Origin of the sequence: Streptomyces sp. cmx-4-9, from assembly GCF_046548835.1 — a bacterium.
Classification (GTDB): domain Bacteria; phylum Actinomycetota; class Actinomycetes; order Streptomycetales; family Streptomycetaceae; genus Streptomyces.
Genome location: NZ_JAEBEE010000005.1, coordinates 188,600 through 213,551 on the forward strand (window position 1 = coordinate 188,600; position 24,952 = coordinate 213,551).

The 24,952-nt window shown below is 72.7% G+C and carries 22 protein-coding genes; 12 read left to right on the forward strand and 10 right to left on the reverse strand.

Going from position 1 to position 24,952, the window contains the following annotated elements:
- Positions 1–340 precede the first annotated feature (340 nt).
- Together ACLJTM_RS17230 and ACLJTM_RS17235 are read right to left on the reverse strand one after the other, a co-directional pair.
- Positions 341–1,981 (reverse strand): ABC-F family ATP-binding cassette domain-containing protein, encoded by a 1,641-nt coding sequence (locus ACLJTM_RS17230; RefSeq protein ID WP_411104481.1) that lies wholly within the window; start codon positions 1,979–1,981, stop codon positions 341–343.
- Between the two features lie 400 nt (positions 1,982–2,381).
- The gene (locus tag ACLJTM_RS17235) at positions 2,382–2,798 is read right to left on the reverse strand and encodes an SsgA family sporulation/cell division regulator (RefSeq protein WP_411104482.1); all 417 of its coding nucleotides are present in this window, start codon (positions 2,796–2,798) and stop codon (positions 2,382–2,384) included.
- Positions 2,799–3,119: 321 nt separating this feature from the next.
- On the opposite strand from ACLJTM_RS17235, the gene ACLJTM_RS17240 reads away from it, so the two are divergent.
- Positions 3,120–4,229: a WD40/YVTN/BNR-like repeat-containing protein gene (locus tag ACLJTM_RS17240; RefSeq protein ID WP_411104483.1), complete on the forward strand. Its 1,110-nt coding sequence runs from the start codon at positions 3,120–3,122 to the stop codon at positions 4,227–4,229.
- A 223-nt stretch (positions 4,230–4,452) separates the two neighbouring features.
- Here ACLJTM_RS17240 and ACLJTM_RS17245 read toward each other — a convergent pair whose 3' ends face one another.
- Entirely contained in the window at positions 4,453–4,752 is a 300-nt protein-coding gene (locus ACLJTM_RS17245; protein WP_411104484.1) for a YciI family protein, read from the reverse strand.
- 25 nt (positions 4,753–4,777) lie between these two features.
- Here ACLJTM_RS17245 and ACLJTM_RS17250 point away from each other — a divergent pair, with 25 nt between their 5' ends.
- Positions 4,778–5,455, forward strand: a complete 678-nt coding sequence (locus ACLJTM_RS17250; RefSeq protein ID WP_411104485.1) for an endonuclease V — start codon at positions 4,778–4,780, stop codon at positions 5,453–5,455.
- 8 nt (positions 5,456–5,463) lie between these two features.
- Here the strand turns inward: ACLJTM_RS17250 and ACLJTM_RS17255 are convergent, their stop codons facing one another.
- Positions 5,464–6,663 (reverse strand): saccharopine dehydrogenase family protein, encoded by a 1,200-nt coding sequence (locus ACLJTM_RS17255; RefSeq protein WP_411104486.1) that lies wholly within the window; start codon positions 6,661–6,663, stop codon positions 5,464–5,466.
- Between the two features lie 93 nt (positions 6,664–6,756).
- On the opposite strand from ACLJTM_RS17255, the gene ACLJTM_RS17260 reads away from it, so the two are divergent.
- The 6 genes from ACLJTM_RS17260 (at position 6,757) to ACLJTM_RS17285 (ending at position 14,058) form a co-directional block, all read left to right on the forward strand.
- Entirely contained in the window at positions 6,757–7,158 is a 402-nt protein-coding gene (locus ACLJTM_RS17260; RefSeq protein WP_411104487.1) for an MmcQ/YjbR family DNA-binding protein, read from the forward strand.
- Between the two features lie 93 nt (positions 7,159–7,251).
- Complete coding sequence (locus ACLJTM_RS17265; protein WP_411104488.1) at positions 7,252–8,382, forward strand: CaiB/BaiF CoA transferase family protein; 1,131 nt, start codon at positions 7,252–7,254, stop codon at positions 8,380–8,382.
- Positions 8,382–9,407, forward strand: a complete 1,026-nt coding sequence (locus ACLJTM_RS17270) for an LLM class F420-dependent oxidoreductase (RefSeq protein WP_411104489.1) — start codon at positions 8,382–8,384, stop codon at positions 9,405–9,407. The genes ACLJTM_RS17265 and ACLJTM_RS17270 overlap by 1 nt, the downstream gene beginning before the upstream one ends.
- A 13-nt stretch (positions 9,408–9,420) precedes the next feature.
- Positions 9,421–10,563 (forward strand): acyl-CoA dehydrogenase family protein, encoded by a 1,143-nt coding sequence (locus ACLJTM_RS17275; protein ID WP_411104490.1) that lies wholly within the window; start codon positions 9,421–9,423, stop codon positions 10,561–10,563.
- A 58-nt stretch (positions 10,564–10,621) separates the two neighbouring features.
- Positions 10,622–11,836 (forward strand): acetyl-CoA C-acetyltransferase, encoded by a 1,215-nt coding sequence (locus ACLJTM_RS17280; RefSeq protein ID WP_411104491.1) that lies wholly within the window; start codon positions 10,622–10,624, stop codon positions 11,834–11,836.
- A gap of 50 nt (positions 11,837–11,886) precedes the next feature.
- Positions 11,887–14,058: a 3-hydroxyacyl-CoA dehydrogenase NAD-binding domain-containing protein gene (locus ACLJTM_RS17285; RefSeq protein ID WP_411104492.1), complete on the forward strand. Its 2,172-nt coding sequence runs from the start codon at positions 11,887–11,889 to the stop codon at positions 14,056–14,058.
- Positions 14,059–14,137: 79 nt separating this feature from the next.
- Here the strand turns inward: ACLJTM_RS17285 and ACLJTM_RS17290 are convergent, their stop codons facing one another.
- Both ACLJTM_RS17290 and ACLJTM_RS17295 read right to left on the reverse strand, forming a co-directional pair.
- Complete coding sequence (locus tag ACLJTM_RS17290) at positions 14,138–14,827, reverse strand: maltokinase N-terminal cap-like domain-containing protein (RefSeq protein ID WP_411104493.1); 690 nt, start codon at positions 14,825–14,827, stop codon at positions 14,138–14,140.
- A 10-nt stretch (positions 14,828–14,837) separates the two neighbouring features.
- The gene (locus tag ACLJTM_RS17295; protein ID WP_411104494.1) at positions 14,838–15,578 is read right to left on the reverse strand and encodes a MerR family transcriptional regulator; all 741 of its coding nucleotides are present in this window, start codon (positions 15,576–15,578) and stop codon (positions 14,838–14,840) included.
- 85 nt (positions 15,579–15,663) lie between these two features.
- Between ACLJTM_RS17295 and ACLJTM_RS17300 the strand changes: the two genes are divergently transcribed.
- Positions 15,664–17,511 carry an AMP-dependent synthetase/ligase gene (locus tag ACLJTM_RS17300; RefSeq protein ID WP_411104495.1) on the forward strand — a complete coding sequence of 616 codons (1,848 nt, stop codon included), beginning with the start codon at positions 15,664–15,666 and terminating at the stop codon, positions 17,509–17,511.
- A 187-nt stretch (positions 17,512–17,698) separates the two neighbouring features.
- Positions 17,699–18,094, forward strand: a complete 396-nt coding sequence (locus ACLJTM_RS17305) for a hypothetical protein (protein ID WP_411104496.1) — start codon at positions 17,699–17,701, stop codon at positions 18,092–18,094.
- A gap of 686 nt (positions 18,095–18,780) precedes the next feature.
- Here the strand turns inward: ACLJTM_RS17305 and ACLJTM_RS17310 are convergent.
- From ACLJTM_RS17310 to sph, 3 genes are all read right to left on the reverse strand, one after another.
- A complete protein-coding gene (locus ACLJTM_RS17310) occupies positions 18,781–19,359 on the reverse strand; it encodes a DUF4352 domain-containing protein (protein WP_411104497.1) in 579 nt (192 codons plus the stop codon).
- A 263-nt stretch (positions 19,360–19,622) separates the two neighbouring features.
- Positions 19,623–20,108, reverse strand: a complete 486-nt coding sequence (locus tag ACLJTM_RS17315; protein ID WP_411104498.1) for a DUF3883 domain-containing protein — start codon at positions 20,106–20,108, stop codon at positions 19,623–19,625.
- A gap of 793 nt (positions 20,109–20,901) precedes the next feature.
- Positions 20,902–21,915 (reverse strand): sphingomyelin phosphodiesterase, encoded by a 1,014-nt coding sequence (gene sph / locus ACLJTM_RS17320; RefSeq protein ID WP_411104499.1) that lies wholly within the window; start codon positions 21,913–21,915, stop codon positions 20,902–20,904.
- Positions 21,916–22,044: 129 nt separating this feature from the next.
- Between sph and ACLJTM_RS17325 the strand changes: the two genes are divergently transcribed.
- Positions 22,045–22,938, forward strand: coding sequence for an oxygenase MpaB family protein (locus ACLJTM_RS17325; RefSeq protein ID WP_411104500.1), 894 nt, complete (start codon positions 22,045–22,047; stop codon positions 22,936–22,938).
- Between the two features lie 39 nt (positions 22,939–22,977).
- Here the strand turns inward: ACLJTM_RS17325 and ACLJTM_RS17330 are convergent, their stop codons facing one another.
- A complete protein-coding gene (locus ACLJTM_RS17330) occupies positions 22,978–24,516 on the reverse strand; it encodes a M1 family metallopeptidase (protein WP_411104501.1) in 1,539 nt (512 codons plus the stop codon).
- Positions 24,517–24,736: 220 nt separating this feature from the next.
- Between ACLJTM_RS17330 and ACLJTM_RS17335 the strand changes: the two genes are divergently transcribed.
- Positions 24,737–24,934: a hypothetical protein gene (locus ACLJTM_RS17335; protein ID WP_411104502.1), complete on the forward strand. Its 198-nt coding sequence runs from the start codon at positions 24,737–24,739 to the stop codon at positions 24,932–24,934.
- Positions 24,935–24,952: the final 18 nt, after the last annotated feature.

The following is a 24,952-nucleotide window of genomic DNA, read 5'->3' on the forward strand; positions in this document are numbered from 1 at the left end:
GCCTCGGCCTGCGGCCCCGGTCCCGGCCGGCTTTCGGCCCCCGGCCCCGGCTGGGCGGTCTTGGCCTTCGGCCTCCTGGGCGCCCGCAGCCCAGCCGGGCGGCCTCGGCCTCAGGCACCGACCTCCCGCGCCGGGCCCTCAGCCACCGGGCAGCGGGCCAAAGCCCGCGCCCCGGCGTTCGGCCCTAGCCGGGCGGTCCCAGCCGGGCGGCCTGTGCGGCCCCGGCCCACGGCCTGCGGCCCGGCCTTCGGCCCCAGCCGCGCGGCCCCGGCCGCCGGGCGGCCCCGGCCTCCGTCGCCCGGCCCTCCGCCATCGGGCAGCGGGTCGATGCCACGGCGGCCTACTCCGGCCACAAGGTCTCGCGGACTTCCTCTGCGGTCGTGGGGTGCAGGGTGCCGTCCAGGAGCAGCCAGCGGGTGATGCCGATCGACTCCAGGAACGGCACGTCGTGGCTCGCCACCAGCAGCGCCCCCTCGTACGAGTCCAGTGCATCCGTGAGCTGGCGCACGCTCGCCAGGTCCAGGTTGTTCGTCGGCTCGTCCAGCATGAGCAGTTGCGGGGCCGGTTCCGCCAGCAGCAGGGCCGCCAGGGTCGCCCGGAAGCGCTCGCCGCCCGACAGGGTGCCGGCCGGGCGGTCGGCCCGGGCGCCGCGGAACAGGAAGTGCGCGAGCCGCGCCCGGATCAGGTTGTTCGTGGCCTGCGGGGCGAACCGCGCCACGTTCTCCACCACCGAGCGGTCGTCGTCCAGGACGTCGAGCCGCTGCGGCAGGAACCGGGCGGTCACGTGGGCCACGGCTTCCCCGGACTCCGGCGCGAGCCCGCCCGCGAGGGTGCGCAGCAGCGTGGTCTTCCCCGAGCCGTTGCCGCCCACGAGGGCGATCCGCTCCGGTCCGCGCAGCTCCCACGAACCGGGGGCGGCGGCGCCGTGGGCAAGCCGCAGATCGGTCAGGGTCAGGACCCGCCGCCCCGGCGGGACCCGGGTCGCAGGCAGCTCGATGCGGATCTCGTCATCGTCGCGCACGGCCTCCACTGCCTGGTCCAGCCGCTCCTTCGCCTGGGCCAGCTTCTCGGTGTGCATGATCCGGTGCTTGCCGGCCGACTCCTGGGCGGCCCGCTTGCGGGCCCCCATCACGATCTTCGGCTCGCGCTTGTTCTCGAACATCTTCTGGCCGTACCGTTTGCGCCGCGCCAATTTGACCTGCGCTTCGGCCAGTTCCCGCTTCTGCCGCTGCACATCGCCCTCGGCGACCCGCACCAACCGCTCGGCCGACTCCTGTTCGGCGGCGAGCATCTCCTCGTAGTCGGTGAAGTTCCCGCCGTACCAGCTGACTTCGCCGTCGCGCAGGTCGGCGATCTGGTCGACGCGCTCCAGCAGCTCCCGGTCGTGGCTGACCAGGACCATCACGCCGGTCCACGACTCGACCGCCGCGTAGAGGCGCCGCCGGGCCCGCAGGTCCAGGTTGTTGGTGGGTTCGTCCAGCAGGAGGACGTCGGGCCGGGCGAGCAGCAGGGCGGCCAGCCTCAGCAGGACGCCTTCCCCGCCCGACAGTTCGCCGACGGTGCGGTCCAGGCCGATCCGCGCGAGGCCGAGCTGGTCGAGCGCGGCCAGTGCCCGCTCCTCCACGTCCCAGTCGTCGCCGACGGCGGCGAAGTTGGCCTCGGTCGCCTCGCCCGCCTCGATGGCGTGCAGGGCCGTGCGTGCGGAGCGGATCCCGAGGGCCTCGTCCACGCGCAGCGCGGTGTCGAGCGTCAGGTTCTGCGGCAGGTGACCGATACTGCCGGCGATGGTGAACTGGCCCTCCGTAGGCGTCAGTTCACCCGCGATGAGCTTCAGCAGGGTGGACTTGCCGCAGCCGTTGCGGCCGATCAGGCCGGTCCGGCCCGGGCCGACGGCCAGCTGGAAGCCGTCGAAGACGGGAGTGCCGTCCGGCCAGTCGAAGGAGAGGGAGGAGCAGGTGATGAAGGTAGGGGCGTGACTCATGGAGGCCTCCAGGTTGCGTGAATGGTGCGTGCAACGCGGGGAGACAGCCGACGGAACCGGCCTGTGGGACCGGTCGGCGGCACGGAAGGCCGCGGGGTGGTCGGTGTCTCGAACCTCAGACGAGCAACGTCCTGCTCCGTTCGACGGCAATGGGGCGCTTACGAAGCTACGGGTGACCGCAGCCGCCCGCAAACGGATTTACCCGCCGACGGGTTTTCCCGCCGACAGGTGTTCCTGTCGACTGGGGCTTCCTTACGACGGGTCTCCCCGCCGGCAGATCCCCCGCCGACAGATCCCCCGTCGACGGGTACGGGTCGACCCGGCGACGAGTCCCCGTCGACGGATCCCTCATCCTCGGATCGCCGACGGATCCACGTCGGCGGGTCGGACGGCCGGGCCGTCAGCAGCTGTCGCGCAGCAGCTCGGCGAGGCTGTGGTCCATGTCCAGGTAGAGGTGTTCCAGGCCCGGCGGCACCACGCTCGCGGCCCGCTCCAGGAACCGGTGCAGTTCGGCCGTCGTCATCAGCACGATGGCGACGCCTTCGGGGGCGTGGAACTCGATCGTGGTCCGGTCGGCGTCGTACGGGCGTACGCGTACGTCGCCGCCGCCCGAGGGCCGGTCCAGGCCGGCCTCCAGCAGCTCGCGCGCGAAGGTCCACGAGACCTCGACGCCTTCCAGGGTGGCGGGGGCCGGGAAGGCCATGCGCACGGCGAACGGATCCGCCCGGTCGTAGCAGAGGGTGACGGGCACGGTCTCGACCTTCGGCGCAGTGGCGACCAGACGGGCCTGAACGGCCTGCTCGATGACAGTGATCAAGGCACACTCCCTTGCGGCGATCTGCTGCCGGGCTGAGGGGTGGAGCCCGGCAACCGGATAGACGCCCGAATCCGCGAACCGGTGCATGCGCGAGGACGTGAGCTGTGTCACCGGTTGGCCGGAACCCGCCCGTGTGATCGCACAGAGTGACGGTATGGAGGAAGCGGTGGAAGGAGAGCCGCCCGGTTCCCCGGCATCCCCGGGGACCGCAGAAGGGCCGATATGCGCTCACTCCGCCGGCGCAGCGCGGCGTCCCCCCCATGGCCGGCGCCTCGGACGCACCCTGGACGGCGGATCCGGGGTGCGTTAGCTTCCGGCGCCATGAGACTTCTGGGAGTTGGCATGTGCGCGGCGGTCCTGGCGGTGGGGGTCCTGGTGGCACCCGCACAGGCCGCCCCGGCCGCCCCGGTCCCTTCGGGGCCGCAGGCGGATGCGGTGGCCGCGCTGCGCGGCGCGCACTGGGCGCTGAAGGACACCGGGAAGGACTCCCGCTTCCGGGGGCTGGCGGCGGTCAGCCGCTCGACGGCCTGGGTCGCGGGCTCCCGCGGGGCCGTCCTGCGCACCGTGGACGGCGGCCGCAGCTGGCGGGACGTCTCCCCGCCGACGGCCGTGGCCGAGAAGCTGGAACTGCGGGACATCGAAGCCTTCGACGCGCGCCGCGCGGTGGCCCTGTCGATCGGGGAGGGCGAGGCCTCCCGGGTGCTGCGGACGGACGACGGCGGGGCCACCTGGACCGAGACCTTCCGCAACCCGGACCCGAAGGCCTTCTACGACTGCCTCACCTTCTTCGACTCCCGGAACGGGCTGGCCGTGAGCGACCCGGTGGACGGGAAGTTCCGGATCCTGTCCACCCGGGACGGCGGCCGGAGCTGGCAGGTGCTGCCCGGCGCCGGGATGCCGCAGGCGCTGCCGGGCGAGGCGGGCTTCGCCGCGAGTGGCCAGTGCCTGGTCAGCGCGGGGCCGAGGGATGTCTGGCTGGCCACCGGAGGCGGTTCGGCAGCCCGGGTCCTGCACTCCGCGGACCGCGGCCTGACCTGGCGCGTGGCCGACTCCACCGTCCCGGCCGGCGATCCGGCGCGCGGGGTCTTCGCCCTGGCCTTCCGGGACCGTACGACGGGCCTGGCGGTCGGCGGCGACTACCGGACGGGCGAAGCCTCGCCGCGGGCGGCGGCCGTGTCCACCGACGCCGGACGCAGCTGGCGCCAGGCGTCGGCCCCGCCGCCGGGCTACCGCTCGGGCGCGGCCTGGTACCCGTACACCCGCGGCACGGCGCTGGCCGTCGGGCCGACGGGTACGGACGTGACCACCGATGGGGGCCGCAGCTGGCGGCCGCTGGACACCGGCTCCTTCGACACCGTCGACTGCACACCGGACGCAGGCTGCTGGGCTGCGGGGGAGAAGGGCCGGGTGGCCCGGCTGGAACGGCCGTGACCGGCTGACGCGCCGGTCCGCAGCCGGGCCCGCGGCCGCCCCGCCCCGGCGCAGCGCGCGTCACGGCCCCGCCCCGGACCCGCCGCACGCGCCCCAGGCCCTCGGCGCCCCCGCGCCGGCGCCCCCGCGCACGCACCCCAGGCCCCACCGGCACCCCCGCCCCAGCCCCCGCGCCCCCGTCCCGGCGCGCGTGCGCCGGGTCCGGGGGCCTCGGTGGGGTGGGTCAGGCGGCGGGGTTCTCGCGGACCGTTGCGAGGTCGGCCGAGGTCTTCGTGGCGAGGAACTCGGTGATCCGGTAGGCGCAGACGCCCGCGACCGCGAAGGGGTCCCCGGCCGCGATCGCCTCCACCTCCTCCCGGGAGACCCCGCCGGCCAGGATCACGCCGCCTTCGCGCGGGACCTTGCGGCCGGAGGCGAGGAAGACGCCGGCCGCGTAGTGGACGTCCAACCAGGCGATGTGCGCGTCCATCTGCTCTTCGACGGCTTCGAGGGGCGCGGTGTAGGTGAGCTCCATGACGAACATGATCGTCAGGCTACTCTCGCTCCTCGTGACGAGGACGAAGACCCCCGCCGACGAGGCCGAGGCCCGGGCGGTACAGGACGAACTGCGCCACCAGGTGGTGCTCACCGAGACGGGCCCGCCGCCCGGCCGGGGGCTCGTCGCGGGCGTGGACGTAGCCTACGACGACGCCCGCGACCTGGTCGCCGCCGCGGCCGTGGTGCTGGACGCGGCGACACTCCGGGTCGTGGCGGAGGCCACCGCCGTCGGGCACGTCAGCTTCCCCTACGTGCCCGGCCTGCTGGCCTTCCGGGAGCTGCCGACCGTACTGGACGCCCTCGACTCCCTGAGCACGGCGCCCGATCTCGTCGTCTGCGACGGCTACGGCCTCGCGCACCCCCGCGGCTTCGGGCTCGCCTGCCATCTGGGGGTGGTCACCGGCCTGCCCTCGATCGGCGTCGCGAAGAACCCCTTCACCTTCACCCACGAGGAGCCGGGCGCCCGGCGCGGGGACCGGGCGGCGCTGCTCGCCCCGGACGGGGCCGAGGTCGGGCGGGCCCTGCGGACCCAGGACGGGATCAAGCCGGTCTACGTGTCCGTGGGCCACCGGGTCTCCCTGGACAACGCCTGCGCCCAGGTCCTGGCCCTGAGCCCGCGCTTCCGCATCCCGGAGACCACCCGGCACGCGGACTCCCTGTGCCGCCGCGCCCTGCGCGAGGCCTCCTGAGCCCTCGGTCAGCGGGAGTCCACCACCCGGAAGCTGATCCCGGCCTTCTGGAGCCGGGCCAGCAGGGCGTCGCCCATCGCCACCGCCGTCGTCAACTGGCCGGCAGCCTCCGGCAGGGCGTCGTAGGCCAGGCAGAGCGCCGACTCGGCCAGCATCTTCGCCGTCTCCCCGTAGCCCGGGTCACCGCCCGCGACCTCGGTGAGGACCCGCCGCCCGCCGCCCTCGCCCACGAACCGCACGGTGAACCAGCTGCGCGCCCTGCGCTCCGCGTCCGGCCCCGTACCGGGCTCCCAGCGGTTCATCAGCAGCCGCCGTGCCGGCGGGAGCTGGGCCAGGGCGGCCGTCGCGGCCAGGGCCGCCGTGCCGCCCAGCGCGACCGGCAGGTGCCGGACCGAGGCGTAGTGCCGGTAGCGGAAGTCCGGGCCGTAGTGCTCCAGGGCGGCGGCCGAGCGGGCCACGACCGCCGGGTCCAGCGTGGGCAGCGGCAGCGCCCAGGTGCCGGTCTCCCGGCTGAACCGCGGCGCCCCGGCCGGCCCCCGGGCCCGCCGCCCCAGCAGCCGCGGCTCGTGCAGCTGGCGGGCGCGGGCGGCCGCCAGGGTCTGCGGCCCGCGGCTGAGCGCGGTGAGCGCGGAAGCCAGGGTGCCGCCGGAGAACAGGGCGTTGGAGCGTACGAAGCCGTCGACCGTCAGCGGGACCCCCTCCGGCAGCAGGCCGACCGTGAAGTACGCCCCGAGGTCCGCCGGGATCGAGTCGAAACCGCAGGCGTGCACGATCCGCGACCCGGTCTCCCGGGCCTGCGCGTCGTGGGCCACGTACATCCGGTCCACGAACTCCGGCTCGCCGGTGAGGTCCAGGTAGTCGGTGCCCGCCTCGGCGCAGGCGGCGACCAGGGCGGAGCCGTACCAGACGTACGGTCCCACCGTGGTGGCGAGGACGCGGGTGGACGCGGCCAGTTCGCGTACGGCCTCCTCGTCCGCGGCGTCCGCGCGCAGCAGCGGCAGGTCTGCGCAGGCGGGGTCGATGGCGGCCAGCCGCTCGCGCAGCCGCTCCAGCCGGGCCAGGTCCCGGCCCGCCAGGGCCCACCGGCAGCCGTCCGGCGCATGCGCGGCGAGGTACTCGGCGGTCAGCGCGCCCACGAACCCGGTCGCGCCGAACAGGACGAGGTCGTGGGCCCGTTCCGGATGGTCCTGCCGAACCTGTGCGTTCATGACCGCTCCTCCCAGCTGGTGTCGGTGGCTGAGGCTAGCGTGAGGAGGAACGGTCCGCGCGGGCAGGTGTCACCCGCGCTGCGAGGAGGCGTCATGAAGGCTGCGGCGGCTGCGGTGCGCACGTGGGAGGCGGTGCGGGAGTTCGCCCTCGGGCTTCCCGAGGCGGTCGAGGACCAGCCCTGGGGGCCGGAGGACCTGGTGGTGAAGGTCAACAAGAAGATCTTCGTCTTCCTGGGCAGCGCGGACGGCCCGCAGCTGCCGGGGCTGTCGGTGAAGCTCAAGGACGAGGTCCTGCACGGGCACGCGATGGCCGCGCCGGGGGCGGAGCCCACCGGGTACGGCCTGGGCAGGTCGGGGTGGGTCTCGGTGCCGCTGGGGGAGCTGGGGGCGCCGTCCCGGCAGGTGTTGTGCGAGTGGGTCGAGGAGAGCTACCGGACCGTGGCGCTCAAACGGCACGTCAGGGAGCTGGACGCCCGGATCGCGGCAAACGGCTAAGCGCTTGCTCTTGTGCTGCGGGGGACACGTTCCTAGCATCGCTGGTGTTACATCAGTTGTGTCACACCGTGCGACCAAAACGCTGGGGGCCCGATGGCAGTGACAGGGAACGGACCGCTCGCCGGGGTGCGCGTCGTCGAGCTGGCGGGCATCGGCCCGGGCCCGTTCGCCGCCATGCTCCTCGCCGACCTGGGGGCGGACGTGGTCCGCGTGGACCGGCCCGGCGGCGGCGGGCTCGCCGTGAATCCCGCCTTCGACGTCACCAACCGCAACAAGCGCTCCGTGCTCGTCGACCTCAAGTCCGCCGAGGGCCCCGCCCGGGTCCTTGACCTGGTCGAGCGGGCCGACATCCTGATCGAGGGCTTCCGCCCCGGGGTCGCCGAGCGGCTCGGCGTCGGCCCGGCCGACTGCCACGCCCGCAACCCGCAGCTGGTCTACGGCCGGATGACCGGCTGGGGCCAGGAGGGCCCCCTCGCCCAGAGCGCCGGACACGACATCGCGTACATCGCCGTCACCGGGGCGCTGGGCATGATCGGCAGCCCGGACGCGCCCCCGGCCGTCCCCGCCAACCTCGTCGGGGACTACGCGGGCGGCTCGCTCTACCTCGTCGTCGGCGTGCTCGCCGCCCTCCGGCACGCCCGCACCCCCGGGGGCGCCGGACAGGTCGTGGACGCGGCCATCGTCGACGGCACCGCGCACCTCACCGCCATGATCCACGGAATGCTCGCCGCGGGCGGCTGGCAGGACCGGCGCGGAGCCAACCTCCTCGACGGCGGCTGCCCCTTCTACGGGACCTACGAGACCTCCGACGGCCTGTACATGGCGGTGGGCGCCCTGGAGCAGCAGTTCTACGACACCTTCGTGGAGCTGCTCGGCATCGCGGACCGGGCCCCCGCCCGCAAGGACCTGTCCCGATGGGGCGAGCTGCGGGCTGCCGTGGCCGAGCGGTTCGCCTCCCGTACCCGCGCCGAGTGGACGGCCGTGTTCGAGGGCACCGACGCCTGTGTGGCCCCGGTGCTCTCGCTGCACGAGGCCCCGCACCACCCGCACCTCGCCGCCCGCTCCACCTTCACCGAATTCGGCGGGATCACCCAGCCCGCGCCGGCGCCGCGGTTCTCCGCGACCCCCGGCGCCGTCACCAGGGCCCCCGCCCTGCCGGGGGCGGACACCGCCTCCGTCGCCCGGGACTGGGACGTGCCGGGCCTGGCCGGAGAGGGCGCCTGATGAAACTGTCCATGCTGCTCGACTACGCGGGGGACCCGCGCCGGGCCGCCGACGAGGCGGCCGCCCTGGAGACGGCCGGCCTCGACGCCGTGTGGGTCGCCGAGGCCTGGGGCTTCGACTCCCCGACGATCATGGGGTACCTGGCGGCGCGCACCGAGCGGATGAAGATCGGCTCGGCCATCGTGAACGTCTACTCGCGCACCCCGGCCCTCATCGCCCAGACGGCCGCCGGACTGGACGCCGTGTCCGGCGGCCGGGCCCTGCTCGGTCTGGGCGCGTCCGGCCCCCAGGTGGTGGAGGGCTGGCACGGCAAGCCGTACGACAAGCCGCTCGGCCGGACCCGCGAGACCGTCGAGCTGTGCCGCCGGATCTGGCGCCGCGAGACGATCGACCACCACGGCATCACCGACATGCCGCTGCCCGCCGCGAAGGGCGGCCGGCACGGCAAGCCCCTGAAGATCCTGACCCGGCCGGTACGGGACCGCATCCCCGTCTACGTGGCCTCCCTGGGCCCGGCCAACGTGGCGATGACCGCCGAGATCGCCGACGGCTGGCTGCCCACCCTGTTCCTCCCCGAGAAGGCCGGGGCGGTCTGGGGGAGCGCCCTCGCCGAGGGGGCTGCCCGACGGCCCCCGGAACTGGGCCCGCTGCAGACCGTCGCGGGCGGCCTGCTGGCGATCGGCGAGGACGCCGCCGCCGCACGGGACCTCGCACGGCCGCAGATCGCCCTGTACGTGGGCGGGATGGGCGCGCCCGGCAAGAACTTCTACAACGACCTCGCCGTCGCCTACGGGTACGGGGACCAGGCCCGCCGGATCCAGGAGCTCTACCTTTCCGGCCGCAAGCGCGACGCGGCGGCCGCCGTGCCGGACGAGTTCTGCGAACTCATGACCCTGTGCGGCCCGGCGGGCTACGTGCGCGAGCGGGTCGAGGCCTTCCGGGAGGCGGGCGTCACCATGCTCAACGTCACCCCCGTCGGCCCCGAGCCGGCCCGGCTGATCGAAACCGTCAAGAGCTGGCTGTAGGTAAGGGGCCCTGATGCAACGCCGCATTTTCGACGCCGACCACGAGGCGTTCCGCGAGACCGTCCGCACCTTCCTCCACAAGGAGGTGCTGCCGCACTACGAGCAGTGGGAGAAGGACGGCATCGTCAGCCGCGAGGCGTGGCGGGCCGCCGGCCGGCAGGGCCTCCTGGGCCTGGCCGTCCCGGAGGAGTACGGCGGCGGCGGGAACACCGACTTCCGCTACGCCGCCGTGATAGCCGAGGAGTTCACCCGGGCCGGCGCTCCCGGGCTCGCCATCGGCCTGCACAACGACATCATCGGGCCCTACCTCACCTCACTGGCCACCGAGGAGCAAAAGCGCCGGTGGCTGCCCGGATTCTGCTCCGGCGAGACCATCACCGCCATCGCGATGACCGAGCCCGGCGCCGGCTCGGACCTCCAGGGCATCCGCACGACGGCAGAGGACCGCGGCGACCACTGGCTGCTGAACGGCTCCAAGACCTTCATCTCCAACGGGATCCTCGCCGACCTGGTGGTCGTGGTCGCGAAGACCACCCCGGAGGGCGGGGCGCACGGGCTGTCCCTGCTGGTCGTCGAGCGCGGCGCGGAGGGCTTCGAGCGGGGCCGCAACCTCGACAAGATCGGGCAGAAGGCCCAGGACACCGCCGAGTTGTTCTTCCACGACGTACGGGTGCCGAAGGAGAACCTGCTCGGCGAGCTCAACGGCGCCTTCGTCCACCTGATGACCAACCTCGCGCAGGAGCGGATGGGCATCGCGATGGCCGGCATCGCCGCCGCCGAGCACCTGCTGGAGATCACCACCCGGTACGTCAAGGAGCGCGAGGCCTTCGGCCGGCCGCTCGCCAAACTCCAGCACGTCCGCTTCGAGATAGCCGAGATGGCCACCGAGTGCGCGGTCACCCGCACCTTCCTCGACCGGTGCATCGTCGACCACTCCCAGGGAGAACTGGACCACGTACACGCCTCGATGGCCAAGTGGTGGGCCACCGAGCTGCAAAAGCGCGTTGCGGACCGCTGCCTGCAACTCCACGGCGGCTACGGCTACATGTCCGAGTACCCGGTCGCGCGGGCCTTCACCGACGGCCGCATCCAGACCATCTACGGCGGCACGACCGAGATCATGAAGGAGATCATCGGCCGCTCGCTGCTCGGCTGACCCCATCTGACCCTGCTCCCGCCGCACCCCCCTCGCATCCCTCCGAAAGGCTTGACCAGTGAGCACCGAAGCGTACGTATACGACGCGATCCGCACGCCGCGCGGCCGCGGCAAGGCCAGCGGCGCCCTCCACGGCACGAAGCCGATCGACCTGGTCGTCGGCCTCATCCACGCCCTGCGCGAGCGCAACCCCGGACTCGACCCCGCCGCCATCGACGACATCGTGCTCGGCGTCGTCGGGCCCGTCGGCGACCAGGGCTCCGACATCGCCCGGATCGCGGCCATCGCCGCCGGACTGCCGGACACGGTCGCGGGCGTGCAGGAGAACCGCTTCTGCGCCTCCGGCCTGGAAGCGGTCAACCTGGCCGCCGCCAAGGTCCGCTCCGGCTGGGAGGACCTGGTGCTCGCCGGCGGCGTGGAGTCCATGTCCCGGGTCCCGATGGCCTCCGACGGCGGCGCCTGGTTCGCCGACCCGATGACCAACTGGGACACCGGCTTCGTCCCGCAGGGCATCGGCGCCGACCTGATCGCCACCATCGAGGGCTTCTCCCGGCGCGACGTGGACGAGTACGCGGCCCTGTCCCAGGAGCGGGCCGCCGCGGCCATCAAGGACGGCCGCTTCGCCAAGTCCGTGGTCCCGGTCACCGACCGCAACGGCCTGACCGTCCTCGACCACGACGAGTTCGTCCGCCCCGGCACCACCGCCGACACCCTCGCCAAGCTGAAGCCGTCCTTCGCGGACATCGGCGAGCTCGGCGGCTTCGACGCGGTGGCCCTGCAGAAGTACCACTGGGTCGAGAAGATCGACCACGTGCACCACGCGGGCAACTCCTCGGGCATCGTCGACGGCGCCTCCCTCGTCGCCATCGGCTCGCGCGAGGCCGGCGAGCGGGGCGGCCTGCAGCCGCGCGCCCGGATCGTCTCGGCCGCCGTGTCCGGCTCCGAGCCCACCATCATGCTCACCGGCCCGGCCCCCGCCACCCGCAAGGCCCTCGCCAAGGCCGGCCTGACCATCGACGACATCGACCTCGTCGAGATCAACGAGGCCTTCGCGGGCGTCGTCCTGCGCTTCGTCAAGGACATGGGCCTGTCCCTCGACAAGGTCAACGTCAACGGCGGCGCCATCGCCCTCGGCCACCCGCTCGGCGCCACCGGTGCCATGATCCTCGGCACGATCGTCGACGAGCTGGAGCGCCAGGACAAGCGCTACGGGCTCGTCACCCTCTGCGTGGGCGGCGGCATGGGCGTCGCCACCATCGTCGAACGCCTCTGAATCGTCCTGCACCCCCCGCCCCCGGACCTCCCGAAACGAAAGCAGTGACCATGAGCGAGTCCACCACGATCCGCTGGGAACAGGACGAGAGCGGCGTCGTCACCCTGATCCTCGACGACCCCGACCAGTCCGCCAACACGATGAACCAGGCCTTCAAGGACTCCATCGAGGCGATCGCCGACCGCGCCGAAGCCGAGAAGGACTCCATCCGCGGCATCGTCTTCACCTCCGCCAAGAAGACCTTCTTCGCCGGCGGCGACCTCAAGGACATGATCCGGCTGCGCCCCGAGGACGCACAGCTCGCCTTCGACGCCGGTACCGCCATCAAGCGCTCCCTGCGCCGGATCGAAACCCTCGGCAAGCCCGTCGTCGCCGCCATCAACGGCGCCGCCCTCGGCGGCGGTTACGAGATCGCCCTCGCCTGCCACCACCGCGTGGCCCTCGACGCCCCCGGCTCGAAGATCGGCCTGCCCGAGGTCACCCTCGGCCTGCTGCCCGCCGGCGGCGGCGTCACCCGCACCGTGCGCCTGATGGGCATCGCCGACGCGCTGCTCAAGGTCCTGCTCCAGGGCACCCAGTACAACCCGAAGCGCGCCCTGGAGAACGGCCTCGTCCACGAACTGGCCGCCACCCCGCAGGAGATGCTCGACCGGGCCCGCGCCTTCATCGACGCCAACCCGGAGTCCAAGCAGCCCTGGGACGTACCCGGCTACAAGATCCCGGGCGGTACGCCCGCCAGCCCGCGGTTCGCCGCGAACCTGCCGGCCTTCCCCGCGAACCTGAAGAAGCAGCTGAACGGGGCCCCGTACCCGGCGCCGCGCAACATCCTGGCCTGCGCCGTCGAGGGCGCCCAGGTGGACTTCGAGACCGCGCTGACCATCGAGGCCCGCTACTTCACCGAGCTGGTCACCGGGCAGACCGCCAAGAACATGATCCAGGCGTTCTTCTTCGACCTCCAGGCCGTCAACGCGGGCCGCAGCCGCCCGCAGGGCGTGGAACCGCGCCCGGTCCGCAAGGTCGCCGTCCTTGGCGCGGGCATGATGGGCGCGGGCATCGCCTACTCCTGCGCCCGCGCCGGCATCGAGGTGGTGCTCAAGGACGTCAGCGCCGAGGCCGCGGCCAAGGGCAAGGCATACTCCGAAAAGCTCCTCGACAAGGCCGTCTCCCGTGGCCGGACCACCGCGGCCCAGCGCGAGGAACTGCTCGCCCGGATCACGCCCACCGCGGACGTCTGCGACCTCGCGGGCTGCGACGCCGTCATCGAGGCCGTCTTCGAGGACACCGGCCTCAAGCACCGGGTGTTCCAGGAGATCCAGGACGTCATCGCCCCCGACGCGCTGCTCTGCTCCAACACCAGCACCCTGCCCATCACCGGGCTCGCGGAAGGTGTGAAGCGGCCCGCCGACTTCATCGGCCTGCACTTCTTCTCGCCCGTCGACAAGATGCCGCTCGTCGAGATCATCAAGGGCGCACAGAGCAGCGACGAGGCGATCGCCCGCGCCTTCGACCTGGTCCGCCAGATCAACAAGACGCCCATCGTGGTCAACGACTCCCGCGGCTTCTTCACCTCGCGCGTCATCGGCCAGTTCATCAACGAGGGCGTGGCGATGGTCGGCGAGGGCATCGAGCCCGCCTCGGTCGAGCAGGCCGCGGCGCAGGCCGGCTACCCCGCCAAGGTGCTCTCGCTGATGGACGAGCTGACCCTGACCCTGCCGCGCAAGATCCGCAACGAGACGCGGAAGGCCTTCGAGGCCGAGGGGCGGACCTGGGCCGAGCACCCCGCGGACGCGGTCATCGACCGGATGGTGGACGAGTTCGGCCGTCCCGGCCGCAGCGGCGGCGCCGGCTTCTACGCGTACGACGAGTCCGGCAAGCGCGCGGGCATCTGGCCGGGCCTGCGCGAGCACTTCGCCAAGCCGGGCTACGAGATCCCCTTCGAGGACATGAAGGAGCGGATGCTCTTCTCCGAGGCCCTGGACACCGTCCGCTGCCTGGACGAGGGCGTCCTCACCTCGATCGCCGACGCCAACATCGGCTCGATCATGGGCATCGGCTTCCCCGCATGGACCGGCGGCGTCATCCAGTACGTCAACGGCTACCCGGGCGGCCTTCCCGGCTTCGTCGCCCGCGCCCGTGAACTCGCCGCGCAGTACGGCGAGCGCTTCACCCCGCCGGCCTCCCTGGTGGCGAAGGCCGAGCGCGGCGAGACCTACGCGGACTGAGCCCCGCCCGGCCGCAGGAGCGGATCCGGGTGCGCCCCCAGGGCGCAGCCGGACCGCTCCTGCCCGTGGCCCGGCCGGGCTACGGCGCAGACACGGCGCGGGCGGGGTCGCGCAGGACGGCGAACGCGCCGTGCCGGAGCGCGCCGTCCGGCAGGGACCACGGGGCGAGCACCTGCCCCAGGATCCCGTCCCCGGCGGCGGGTCCGGGGCGCAGCGCGCGGGTGAGCGCCAGGTCCAGGGCCCGGCTCTCCGCACCCGCCGGGCGCAGCGCCACGACGGTGGCCGCGGCGGTGTCCGTCACCGTGCCGGGGCCGGTCAGGCCCGGCAGCACGCCCGCGTCCTCCCGGCGGACCTCCACCGTCGGGTCCGGGACCTCGCTCGCGTTCTGGTCCTGGGCCGCCGCACGGCCGGTGATCAGGGCCAGCAACTGCGCGGGCAGGACCGGGTCGTGGGCGCCGTCGTAGATCCAGCGGCGGCCCAGCACCCCGTGCTCGGACGTGCCGATCAGGCCTTCCTGCGCGCCCTCCAGCGGGGCCCCGCGGTAGGTGACCGGAACCTGGTAGGCGACCGGGGCGTCCCCGCAGGCATCGGTGACCACCATGATCTCGATGCCCACCTCGCCCTCCGGGTCGTCCAGCCGGAAACCGCCCGCCTTGGCGAGCTGCGGGACGCTGCCCGCGGACCCCTGGTACCAGGGACGTGACGGGAGCCATCCGGCGAGGAGTTCGAGCTTTCCGGGGGACATGGTGGTGCGGTGAATGATTGCCATGATCGTGAACCTACCCGGCGTCGTGCTCCGGCTCCGAGGCGAACGCCGCCCGCAGTTCTTCCTTCAGCGACCGCTGGAAGGCCGTCACCAGGGCCTGCACCACCATGGGCTGCATGTGGGCCGACAGCGCCTTCATCGACTCCACCCGCTCCGGGTCGCTCTCGCCCTCGGTGAACGGCCCCCACACCTCGTCGCGGAACAGGGCCGTCAACTCGTGCGCCGCCGACCGGGTGTGCTCCACCAGCACCGTCCGCGCCGCCAGGATCGTCTCGTGCGCGAGGGGCACGTCGAGCAGCGCGACGCCCAGCCGCAGCAGCCCCACGTCCACACGGAACCCGTCCCCCGCGGGGGCGAGCACGTTCATGGCGGTCAGCCGCCGGATGTCGGCGTCCGACAGTCCGCGGCCCGCCCGCTTCTCCAGCTCCGCCCGCCCGACCTCCTGCGCCGCGTCGGGGGCCCAACTGGCCACCATCGCCCGGTGGATCGCCAGGTCGTGCGCGCTCAGGTCGTCGGGCAGGGCGTCCAGGTAGCGCTCGATCGCCGACAGGGTCATGCCCTGGTGCTGCAGCTCCTCGATCAGCGCCAGCCGGGACAGGTGCTCCGGCCCGTAGTGCCCCACCCGGCGGGCACCGATCACGGGAGGGGGCAAAAGGCCGCGCGTGCTGTAGAACCGTACGGTGCGGACGGTGACGCCCGCCCGGGCCGCCAGCTCGTCCACGGTGAGCGTCGGCTCGGGTGCCTGGTCGGCCATCGTCTGCGCCTCGCTCTCTGCTCCACAGCTTGGGTTCAACAGTATTGCTGTCGCACCAACGATGTGAAACGGCCAGGAGCTGCCCATGACCACGAACCTGCGACTGCCCGGACGACCCGAAGAGCTCACCCTCCCCGCCCTGCTGGCCCGCAACGCCGCCGAGTACGGGGACCTGCCCGCCCTGTCGTGGCGCTCCGGCCCCGCAGCGGCCCACTGGACCACCCTCAGCTGGACCGAGGTCCGCCGCCAGGTGTCCGTCCTGGCCTCCGGCTACACCGCCCTCGGCGTCGAGCGCGGCGAGCACGTGCTGCTGATGATGGGCAACCGCCCCGAGCACTGGCTCAGCGACCTCGCCCTGGTCCACATCGGAGCCGTCCCCGTGACCGTCTACGGGACCTCCGCAGCCGAGCAGACCGCCCACATAGCCCGGCACAGCCGGGCCCGGGTCGCCGTCGTCGAGGGCGCCCGCGAACTCGCGCTCTGGGAGCCGCTCCTCGCGGACGAAGGGGTCCCGCTGGAGCGGCTGGTCGTCGCGGACGCCCCGGCCGCGGGCCGCCACCTCAGCTACGGCTCCCTGTACGCCGGCGGGGCCCGCGCACACCGCGCCGACGCCTTCGAGAAGGCCTGGCAGGAGACCGCCCCCGAGGACCCGCTGACCGTCGTCTACACCTCCGGCACCACCGGGGACCCCAAGGGGGTCCGGCTCACCCACCGCAACATCCTGCTCCAGTCCGTCCGACTGGACCGCCGCACCGATCTGCCCGAGCACGCCGAGCACCTGTGCTACCTGCCCTTCGCGCACGTCGCCGAGCGCATCCTCGGCATCTACCTCCCCCTCCTGCGGGCCGCCCACGTCCGGCTGTGCGCCGACCCGACCGCCGTGTCCGCCGCGGTCCGGGAGCTGCACCCCGTCCAGTTCTTCGGCGTGCCCCGGGTGTGGGAGAAGCTGGCCGCCTCCGTGCGGGCCGTGCTGGCCCGGCTGCCCGAGGACCAGCAGGCCGCCATCGGTGCCGCGAACGACCTGGCCCGGGCCCGCGCCGCCCACCTGGAGCGCGGCGAGGAGGTCCCGGCCGCGCTGGAGACCTCGTACGCCCGCGCCAAGGGGCAGGTGCTGGACCCGCTGCTGGCCCTCGCCGGGCTGGACCGGCTGGTGTGGACGGCGAGCGCCACCGCGCCCATGCCCGTCGACGTGGTGCGCTTCTGGGCGGGCTGGGGGATCACCATCATGGACGCGTGGGGGCTCACCGAGACCTCGGGGGTGTGCACGGTCAACAGCCCGGACGGATTCCGGCTCGGCTCGGTCGGCCGCCCCATCGAAGGGCTGGAGCTGAAGCTCGCCGCCGACGGGGAGATCCTGACCCGCGGGGCGACCGTCTTCGGCGGCTACCTGAGGCCCGACGGCTCCGTGGAGAGCGCCACCGACGCCGACGGCTGGTTCCCGACCGGGGACATCGGCCGCCTCGACGAGGACGGGTACCTCTGGCTGACCGACCGCAAGAAGGAACTGATCATCACCTCGAACGGGAAGAACGTCTCCCCGGCCCTGGTGGAGAACACCGTCAAGGAGCACCCCCTGATCGGCCAGGCCCTGGTCCACGGCGACGGCCGCTCCTACCTCGTCGCCCTGCTGGTCCTCGACGCGGAGATGGCGCCGGCCTGGGCCGCGGCCCGCGGGATCGACACCGCCCCGCCGGGCGGACTCGCCGCTCACCCCGCCGTCCGCGAGGAGGTGGCCCGCGCGGTCGAGGCCGCCAACGCCCGGCTCAACCGCACCGAGCAGATCAAGCGGTACCGGCTGCTGACCGAGGAGTGGGGCCCGGAGACCGGGGAGCTCACCCCTTCCCTGAAGCTGCGCCGCCGGGTGGTCCGGGACAAGTACGGCCCCGTGATCGAGGAGCTCTACGAGGAGCCGTACGGGCCTTCCGCGCCGTAGAGCGCGGACCCCGGGCAACAGGCCGACGGCCGTCCGGCATGCGCGTGGCCGCTGCGGGCACTGGAGCAGGGAGCTACTGTTCCAGTCCTGGGGCGGCCCCGCCGGCCGGCCCCCGCCGAGAGGGTGCCCGATGGCCGACGAGTCCCGAGCCAGTGCAGGTGAGCAGCCCAGGCTGCGGTCTCCGGAGATGGTGGAGCCGCTCCTGGACCTGGAGCTGCGGATGCTGATCAACCTGGTCAACAAGGACGAGGAGAACCGGTCGCACTTCGGCGTCTCACTGAACATCCCCGGCGGGGTGATCTACGGGCAGGTGATCAGCCGCAGCGCCTACGCACTGGAGTGGGAGGCTGCGCTGAGCGGCCTGCCCGGCGCGGGCGCCGAGTCCTTGGCGAGCCTGCCGAGGCTGATCAACCAGGTGCTCGACGAGCAGCTGGCGGAGTACGACACCGACCCGCTGCCGCGGTGGGTGCACCTGCGGGACGCCACCTTCCTGACCGGGGCGCCGAACCAGACGATGCACTACGGCCTCTGGCGCGGGCGCCTCGCCGACATCGTCGGATGGTCGCTGTCCATCCCCTCCTGAGGCGCGACCGCCGCGGGCGGCCCGGCCGGACGGGGCCGGGGCGCATCAGGAGGGCTGCCGGTCGGGGGCGGGGGCCGGTCAGCGACCGATCAGCGGATAGTGGTCCGCTAGGAACCGCTGCCAAAAGGGGTACGACGCTACGTGGGAATGACAACGCCTTGTCGGGGTGTTGTCGCGCGCCGTATGTGGGGTGCCAAGTGCACCGTTTGCCCTGCCCCGCGGGTGGGTCGAATGGTGTTCAAGGTGAGCCGCTGTTGCAACAGCCGCGGCTCGTCCGGACGTAGGTGGCTGGCGCCGCCATCCGCCGCCATCCGCCGGCCCGTTGCGGCGCGTCATCCCTGCCGGAGGACGGCGATGTCACCCCATTGCGTCACTCGTTGCTGGACGAACTTCTCGCACATGATCGTGGCTTCGATGCCGTCGGCAGGGTCACCGACTCCGCATGCGGTGAGGGCGATGAGTGTGGCGGTCGCGCCAGCAACGGCGGCGTGGGTCGGTTTATCGCGCCATGCTGACGGGGCTGGCGCCTTGGGGAGGTGGCCGTAACCGGTCTGTGACGCGCGAAAGCCCCGCACGATGGCGGGGCTTCTGCGTCCGGACACACTGGACTTGCGACGAGGATGGAGCACGAGCGCCGGTTCTGCCACCGGGTGCGAAAGCGGTCGTGTGGGTGGACCCCAGTGGACCTACTGGATGGTCCACTGCCCCGTCTGTTCGGCGAAGCCACTGTTCAGGCCGAAGTGCAGCAGTGTGATTTTCGAATCCTTCGGTACCTCGAACACGATGTAGCCGAGGGCCTTGCCGCCCGGGGCGATCTTCACCCCGCCGGGAAGTTCGGGCCCAGCCGTGATACCCATGGTGATGGTCGAGGTGAACTGCTGGCCCTGCTCATCGGCGACCTTCGCGCCATTGGAGGGGCTGTCATCGTAGGGAGCAGTCCCGGAGTTGACGAGTTCCAGCTGCGCAGCGACGTACCGATTGCCGTCCTGGGGCTTCCCGAATTCGTTCTTGGGGAGGGCGGGGTCGGCCCACTTCTTCACCGTGACAGCGATCTGCTCGCCGTCCTCGTTGCCCTTGAGGGTGAGCGTGCTGCCGACGGTGGCGGTCTGCTGCGCGGGCGCGGAGCTGCTGGCTGCGGGAGCGCTGGGCGTCGACGCGGCGGCGGCTGTGCTGTCAGGCGTGGTCTTGATGTCGGCAGGGCCGCAGGCGGTGAGGGCCAGGACGGCGGCCGTAGTGAGGGCGGCGAGGGCGTGGTGTGTGCGCATCCGGCCATCCTGTCCGATGTGTGGGCGGTGTGAGGTAGCTGTGACGTTCCTGTGACGTGCGATTCCCGGCCTGGGTGCAAAGCGCATAAGAGCCCTGCAGCAGGGGGACGTAGCGGCGAGGCTCTCCAGTAGTGCGCGCCAGCGGGTGCAACGTGGGAGGCGGCACGTTCCCCTCCAGGTAATGCGATCGCACTATGCCCGGGGTGGCCGGTGGAACACCCAGTGCGTGGCCGGATTTCGGCTCGGGGTGGGCGCGTCTGCTCCTACGGCCGTACCCGCTTGCCGAGAGCCCTGACAGTGTCGTGCGATGCGTGCCAGCGGCCCTCGGCGCGCACCGGCCGGTATGCGCCCTCGGGAATGACGGCAGGTGGCGTAACCAGCTCCCAGGGCAGACGCCCGGGATCCTCGACGAGGAATAGCTCGGGCTTGCTCTCGCAGTTCACGGCGACGTAAAGCCACCAGGCGCCCCCGTAGTCGAGCATTGCGTTCCGCTGCCGGTCGACCAGGTCTACGGAGGTTCGGTCCCCACGCCCTTTCACCTCGATCAGCCGGACGATGCTGCCGTCTCCCGCGCGTGACACGAGGTCGCACGTGGGGCGAACTCCGGCACAGCCCCGACGGCGCCCCCACTCCATGACTTCCCCGCCCAACCCGGGAGGCCAGCCATCTCCGACGTAGGTCACCGTTCGGCCCTGCGCCCGCTCGTAGCGGATCGCAAGGTCCACGGCGACTTGCTCAACAGGATTCACGGGGCGGCTCCTCCGCTAGGTGTGCTGGAGCATGCCACCCTGATTCCTCCCTAGCGAGTCTGCTGCGCAGCGCTTATACCCCGCTCTGTCCAGATTGCTGAGCAGTCCGTGCACTGCGCGACCGGGTCGGTGCCGGTCCCGCCGTACCCTTCGATGCGGCCTCCGCTCCGACACGGCCGGTCGATGGCCGGCTCCGGAAGCTGGTAGGTCAGATCCAAGGCCTCCTGAATGATGCGCCTTACGCCACGGCCGCGGTGTCGGCCACCGACAGGACCCGGCCGCACACGCCTGTACATCGGGCCTCGGGGTCGCGGCCGGCGCCCGCGGCGAGGGAATCGGAGCGGTCGGCGCAGCCGATGGCGATGTGCTCGATGTGGTGGAGCTGGGCTGCAGTGAGGGGCCGGAAAGGGTCGGCTCGCCGGTGAGGCGGGCAGCCAGCTGGCCGCCTGCTCGACGGTGCCCAGTCCAACGTACCGCCAGTGCGCCGCGTCGCCCTGCTCGAACGCGGCGGTCGTGTCCCGGTGCCGGGCGTCGTCCGGGGCCCAGCCGCGGGCGGCCCAGTCCGCGGGTCTCGCCGAGCTGCGCCGGGTCCCGCTCCGGGGCGCGCAGCGCGGCGATCTCCTCGGCGTCGACGCGGTCGAGGGTGGCGAACAGGTTGCTCATCGGGGCGAGCCAGAGGGTGTTGTCGAAGCGCACCATCCTGGCCTCGCTCATCCGGCGGGCGGAGACCCTCCGGATGCACGTCAGGCGGAAGCCAGCTCCGCGTCGGGCCACCTGATCCGCTGGAACCCAACTACTGGGCCACGTATCCCCTGACAGGGTAGTGGTCCGAGAGGTTCGCGTACGTGTACGAGGTGCCCCAGCTGGAGACCGTCCAGGGCGCGGACTCCTCCTTGACCACGTGGTTCTCCCAGCCGGCCGGGCGCGCGTTGCCCTTGCGGTAGAGCACGTAGTCCAGGTCCTCGCGTGGGTCGGTGGGGTAGCGGTACTTCGCGATCGAGTTCAGCGCCGTGTCGAAGGAGTACGGGTGGCCGGTGCGCGTGTCGGAACCCGCCAGGTCGGCGTTGGCGAGCATGCTCGCGAGTTCGGGGGTGTGCGAGTCGACGTTCATGTCGCCCGCCACGATCACCTGTTCGTCCGCCGGGATGTTCTTCCCGTCGAGGAACCCGTCGATGGCCCGGAACTGGCGGGCGCGCATCTCGGCTGCCTCGCCCGCACCGCAGCCGGGGTCCGTGGACTGCGCATGGGTGCCCACCACGTGCACCCTGGCGCCGTTCACGTTCAGCACGACGTAGGCGAAGCCCTTGTTGGACCACCAGTCGGCGCCGCAGGCGTCCTTGTAGACCACCTGCTCCTTGCGGACGATCGGCCACTTGCTGAGGATCGTGACGCCGCCGTCCTCCGGGGTGGTGGAGGAGTACGCGCCGCCGGTGGCGTCCCAGCCGCTCTTGCCGCGGCCGACGACCGGGGTCTGGTACGGGTACTGGGCGGCCGAGCCGGCCTTCAGGGCGTCCGACGCGGAGTTGTCGAAGGCCTCCTGGAGCACCACCACGTCGTGGCCCTGGTAGAAGGACGCCCGGGGGATCGCGGCGGCGCGGTGGTCCTGGCCCCAGTTCGGATAGAGGCTCTTGCTCATCAGGAACACGTTGTACGACAGGACGCTGAGCCGCGGGGCGGCGGCCGACGCGCCGGCGGCGGTGGGCGCCGCCGAGGCTGCGGGCGCGGTGGTGGCGGCCAGGGCGCCGACGGCGACTGCCGCGACGGCCGTGGCGGCGGCGCGGCGCGTGCGGGACGAGGAAAGCAGCATGGGGGTCTCCGTCATTCCTACGGGGGAGAGCGACGCCGTCATACAAGCAGCAGGAGTTACCTCTGGGTAACACCCGTGCAGCGACTTTCTGTCCGTGAGACGGCCGTCCGGTGCTCGCATACTTGTCCCATGACGAAGACGGACCCCGCACTCCCCGCCGGACCTGCGGCAGCGCCCCGCGCCGACCCCGAGCCGCCGCCGCCCGGCGGGGTGCTGTGGACCATCGCCGGCGATGTGCGCGCCCTGCTGATGCTGCCCGCCGCCTTCACCATGCAGGTCGCCCACCCCGCGATCGGGGCCGGGGTCGACGAGCACTCCGTGTTCCGCACCGACCCCTGGGGTCGCGGGGAGCGGTCCCTGCGCTCGGTCCAGCTGTGGGTGTACGGAGGCGCCGAGGCCGCCGAGGAGGGCCGCCGGGTCCGCCGGCTGCACCGGGAGATCCAGGGCACCGACACCCGCGGGCGGCGCTACCACTCCCTGGACCCCGCCTGCTACGGCTGGGTGCACGCCACCGGCTTCCCCGTCTACCTGTACGCGGGCCGCTACCTGCTGCGCCGCTTCACCCCCGCCCAGGAGCAGCAGCTCTACCGGGAGTGGCTCCAGGTCGGCCGGATCCTCGGCATCCGCGACCGGGACATGCCGCAGACCATCGAGGAGTTCTGGGTCTACTGGGCCCGCATGCTGGCCGAGGAGATCGAACCCACCGCGGTCGCCCGGGAACTCGTCGCCACCGACGTCCCGCTGCCGCGCCCCGAGGGCGGCACGGCCCCGGTGCGGTTCCTGCTGAGACTCACCTGGCCCCTGCTGCGCCGGGCCTTCCTGCACCTGCGGGCCTTCGTCACCGTCGGGTACATGCCGCCGCAGGCCCGCGCCGCGATCGGGCTGGAGTGGACCGCGGCCCAGGAGCGCCGGCTCCGGCGGTTCAGCACGGCCGTACGCCTCCTGGTACCGCTGCTGCCCGAGCGGCTGCGTTACCTGCCGGTGGCGCGGGCGGCGCGGGCCCGGTGGCGCGCCGCCCGCTGAGCCGTCTCCGGCGGACCGTGCCGTGCCGGCCCGGCCGGATCAGTGCTCGCCGTGGCCGCTGTCGTGGACCGTGTTCGTCGCAGCGATCTTCTTCCAGGACTTCGGCTCCACCGGTCCGGCCGCCGGCGCGGCCGGGGAGGCCGGGAGCGAGCGGGCCTTCGACTGCTGCGATGCAGGGTTCAGGGCGGAGGCGGCCGGCTTGCCCGGCGTGTACAGCCAGGTTTCGAACAGCTGGGCCAGCGGCTTGCGCGAGACCTTCTCCGCGTACCGGATGAAGTCGCCGACCTTGGCGTTGCCGCCGGCGCGCTCGGTCGGCCAGCCCTTGAGGATCTGGAAGAACTTCTCGTCGCCGACCTCGTTGCGCAGCGCCTGCAGGGCGATCGCCCCGCGGTCGTACACGGCCCCGTGGAACTGGTTCTCCGGACCCGGGTCACCGGGCTTGACCTGCCAGAACGGGTCCTCGGCCGGGCGGGAGGCGTAGGCCCAGTCGGCCAGCTCCTGCGCGGTGCCCTCGCCCTCCTTCTCCGACCACAGCCACTGGCTGTAGCGGGCGAAGCCCTCGTTGATCCAGATGTCCTTCCAGTTCTCCACGGACACGCTGTCGCCGTACCACTGGTGGGCCAGCTCGTGCACGACCACCGAGACGTTCGCACCGCTTGCGAACTGGCGCGGGCTGTAGAACGGCCGGGTCTGCGTCTCCAGGGCGAAGCCGCTCGTGACGTTGGGGACGTAGCCGCCGAGCGCGTTGAAGGGGTACGGGCCGAAGACCCCCTCCAGCCACTCCGCGACCTCCGTGGTCCGCTCCACGCTCGCGCGCGCCGCCCCCGCGTTGTCGCCGAGGTCCTTGCTGTACGCGTTGAGGACTGGGAGGCCGCTGGCCGTCTTGTCGGTGGTGATATCGAACTTGCCGACGGCGAGGGTGGCCAGGTAGGTGGCCTGCGGCTTGTTGGAGCGCCAGTTGAAGCGGGTCCAGCCGAGCTTCGAAGTCTGCGACTGGAGCACGCCGTTGCTGATCGCCTGAGTGCCGTCCGGGACGTTCACGGAGACGTCGAAGGTGGCCTTGTCCAGCGGGTGGTCGTTGCTCGGGAACCACCAGGCGGCCGAGTCCGGCTCCTGCGCGGCGACGGCCCCGTCCGGGGTGCGCGCCCAGGCCGTCCAGCCGTCGACCTTGAACTCCGAGGGCTTGCCCGCGTACTTGACGACGACGGTGACCGGCGTGTTGCGGGCCAGCGGCTTGGCCGGGGTGACCTCCAGCTCCTGCGCGCCGGAGGCGGCGAACTTCGCCTTGGCGCCGTTGACGCGGACCTCGCTGACCTGGAGGCCGAAGTCGAGGTTGAAGCGCGACAGGTCCTGCGTGGCGGTGGCCAGCAGGGTGGCGGTGCCTTCGAGCAGGTCGGTCTTCGGCTGGTACTGCAGGCGCAGGTCGTAGTGGGACACGTCGTATCCGCCGTTGCCGCTGGCCGGGTAGTAGGGGTCGCCGATACCCGGGGCGCCGGGACCGTAGCTCGCCGCCGACGCCGGGATCACCAGCAGGAGGGAGGCGGCGAGCACGCTCGGGGCGATGACTTTGCGGTGCACGAAGGGCTCCAAAGGGGTAGAGGAGACTGCTCTGTTCGATGACGCGTGACTCGACGGTATTCACCCTCGGCGCCCCAGGCCATGTCTACGGCCCCTGCTGTCACATGATCGCCATTCGGCCGTCACGGGAGCCCCGCACCGGCCGCGGAGAGGCCCTTTCGTCCGGGCCGACGGCCGGAAAACGGCCGGAACCCGTACCCGACGACGACCGGGGCAGGGCATGACCGCCCAGTGGATCAAGCCCATCCACGGCTGGGGCCAGAGCCGGCTGGACACCGCCGCCGACCTGCTCGACGCCGACCCCTACGGGCACTCCGGCGCACCGGGGCCGGCCCGGCTCCACGAACTCGGCGGCGGTTTCGTCCTGCGGGCCGTCGCCGGCGGAGCGTTCCCCCGCGACCTCTTCGGCACGGCCTGACCGGCCGGCCGGTGCGAC